This is a genomic window from Mycobacterium sp. E735 (assembly GCF_001666955.1).
Lineage (GTDB): Bacteria > Actinomycetota > Actinomycetes > Mycobacteriales > Mycobacteriaceae > Mycobacterium.
The window spans coordinates 1-2,851 of record NZ_LZIX01000272.1 but is presented as its reverse complement, the minus strand read 5'-3'; the positions used below and the strand labels follow the sequence as shown (position 1 = coordinate 2,851).

The following is a 2,851-nucleotide window of genomic DNA, read 5'->3' as shown; positions in this document are numbered from 1 at the left end:
CGCCTCCCGTCAAGCATTCGTAGAGCACGCAAGCAAGCGCGTAGATGTCCGAGCGTGCATCGGCCTCACCGACTTTGAAGCGCTCGGGTGCCATGTAGCGCAGCGTGCCCACCACCGCGTCCGTACCAGTCAGACCGGTCTCGCCGAGAACACGAGCGATCCCGAAATCGATCAGATACGCAAAGTCATTTTCATCGAGCAAGATGTTGGAGGGCTTGATGTCCCGATGCACCAATCCAATCTTGTGCGCGGCGTATACGGCGTGTGCCACCTGCTCGACGATGTGCACCGCGCGTGCCGGAGACATTGAACCGGAGGCCAGCACGGTCGCCAGGTCCCGCCCTTCGATCAGGCGCATGTCGACGAATAGCCGTCCGTCGATCTCGCCGTAGGTGTGTATTGGCACCACGTGAGGGTTGTTCAACCGTGCCGCTGAGTGGGCCTCGCGACGGAATCGCTGTTGAAACGTCTTGTCCGCAGCAAAATGCGCCGGGAGTACTTTCAGCGCGACTATCCGGTCGGTGACGGTGTCATAAGCTCGCCAGACCTCTCCCATGCCGCCCCGGCCGAGCAAATTGATTAATCGGTACCGGCCGAACGGGGTCCCGTCCATGGAAACCTCCCGACGCAGCAATTCAGCAACACCATAGTCCCACTGCTGACACGGTTTGGGGAAAGTCCCGCAACGGCCGATTCCGGACCAAATCGCTGCTAACCCGTTGTCAAGATCGAACCCGCGGCGACGCCAATCACGGCCACAGGGGCCACCGAAATCATCGTGATCGCCGCGTTGCACGAGCTCTTCTTCCGGTCTGTTGGCCGCACCGGTAGCGCGTGAAGCCAACTTCGGTGTGGGCGACGGTGAACACTGACCGGCACGCCGCAATCTCAATCGCCTTTTGCCAAGCGGCCTCGCCGTTACGGTTATTTCCCGGGAATTACGCTGTTAATCGGCGGCCCGCCGTTTCGGAGATCTAGCGGCTTCATTGAGCGTGTCGCGGCATGCTTTAGTAGCGTTAACCCGCAAACGAGCGCTCGCCAAATGGCGATGTCAGTAATTGGCCGAGCGTCAGCACATGACCGGGAGATTGACCGGATGGGTCTAAGCCTCCGAGGCCCAGGCGGCCGTAGGGCAGGCCGATACCGGTTGCGGTTGCGTGCTGACGCGGGCAGCGGCTTTTACGGCAAGCATCAGGTTCGGCTGCTGCGAATCTATTTGGGCGCCACCACGTTCCTCTACACCTGGGGTGTTGTGTTCAGCACCTTCATCCGAATCCATCCCGGGCTGAAGCCGGGGAACCCGACCGGAGGCATCGCGGCGGTCGTGCTCGGCGCCGCGGCGTTGGCGTGGTTGGCCGTCCGGCCCGACAAACCCGGACCGGCGACGGCCGTGGCGATCGTCGCCACACCCATGGTGATGGCCTTCCACGTCGCGATCGTCGCCGAGTTCGTCTGCCTGATCGCCCCGATGTTTCTGGCGATGTACCTCCGCGGGTTCTACTCGCCGCGCCGGGGCGCGCTGCTGGTCGGCGCGCTTACCGTGGCGTGTGTCGTCGCGCTTGCGCTCGCGCCCATGCCCAAGTTGTACATCGACTACCTCATCTTCGTGATCGCGATTGTCGGCGCCGCCGAGTCATTCGGCCTGTTGACGCGGACCTTGGTCGCCGCGGCGTGCACCGACCCGCTCACCGGACTGCTCAACCGTGCCGGCTGGGAGATTGCCACCGCCGACTTGCTGGCGCGGTCCCGTTCGACCGCGTCCACCGTCACGGTCGTCGCGCTGGACATCGACAACTTCAAACAGATCAACGACACCGACGGACATGTCGCCGGCGATCGGCACCTGATAAGTCGCGCGGATATCTGGCGAGAAGTGGCCCCCGCGCACGCCGTTCTGGCCAGGTTCGGCGGCGACGAGTTCGCGGTGTGTATCGCTGACCGCCCCGGTCGCAAGCCCACCGCGGCAGACCAATTCGTCGGCGCCGCGCGGCTATATACGCCGGGCACCAGCATCGGGACCGCGTCGGCCTCCGGCAAGGACGCCGATATCGCCACGCTGCACGCCGCCGCGGACGCCGAGCTCTATATCGCCAAGCAGAAGCGAATCTCCGAGGCCCGTGAGGCCGATGCGCACCGGCGTTATGAGTCCCGCTGAATTGCTTGTGCCGCAAGCGGGTTCGCCCGCACCGTCGGGTGCGGCGGCGGGACAGTGCTCGTCGCCGCCGCCCAACGACTCCCGCACGGGCGGGCCAAAACCAAACGAGCTGCGTGTGCTCGCCTACTCGTGGCCGCCGCTAACCCATTGTCAAGATCGCGACTGCGGCGACGGCGATCATCGCCACAAGGGCGACCAAAATCACGGTGATCGCCGCGCGCACGATCTCTTCTTCTGAGGGCCGCCAGCGCGGTTTCAATTCGGCGAGAACGGTGTCCCCTCCCCAGGGCATACCGTTGAGCCGTGCGACCGCCGAAATGACATCGTCGTGCGCGTCGAACGCGTCGTTCTCGATTGGCTCGTGCGCGGCGATTGCGATCGTCATATCAGCCCCCAGGCTCGCGGACGCCGATCGGCGTTGTTCGGGTCAAAGCTTCGGAATTCTCGTGAATTCATGATACGAGCGCGAAAATCACGATTGCGGTAACGATCCTTAACGGTCACGGCACGGAGTCGCGCTAAGCGCCAACCATGCTCGCCTGACAAGAGGCTCACGGCGGCCGCCGGCCAAATTTGGGATCGGTAGCGGCAGGCGCGCTATTTACTTCAACTGCAGAGCGCCCCGACCACGGGCCGCCCGACGGAATAGGACAGTCATGATGCGACGGATCGCGCGGTTGGCGACCACCGCCCTGC

At 63.9% G+C, this 2,851-nt stretch carries 3 protein-coding genes; 1 reads left to right on the top strand and 2 read right to left on the bottom strand.

Annotated elements, in window-relative coordinates; all coding sequences use genetic code 11:
- On the bottom strand, positions 1-613 hold a 613-nt coding region (locus tag A5704_RS22565), incomplete at its 3' end, for a serine/threonine-protein kinase (protein WP_156675725.1).
- Positions 614-1,147: 534 nt separating this feature from the next.
- Between A5704_RS22565 and A5704_RS22560 the strand changes: the two genes are divergently transcribed.
- On the top strand, positions 1,148-2,155 hold the full coding sequence (locus tag A5704_RS22560) for a GGDEF domain-containing protein (protein WP_067756412.1): 1,008 nt from the start codon (positions 1,148-1,150) through the stop codon (positions 2,153-2,155).
- A 139-nt stretch (positions 2,156-2,294) separates the two neighbouring features.
- On the opposite strand, the gene A5704_RS22555 is transcribed toward A5704_RS22560, so the two are convergent.
- Complete coding sequence (locus A5704_RS22555; RefSeq protein WP_067756415.1) at positions 2,295-2,540, bottom strand: hypothetical protein; 246 nt, start codon at positions 2,538-2,540, stop codon at positions 2,295-2,297.
- Between the last annotated feature and the right edge of the window lie 311 nt (positions 2,541-2,851).

Excerpts from the sequence above, each read along its gene's own strand:
- A5704_RS22555 (WP_067756415.1), bottom strand. The coding sequence starts at position 2,540 with ATGACGATCGCAATCGCCGCGCACGAGCCAATCGAGAACGACGCGTTC.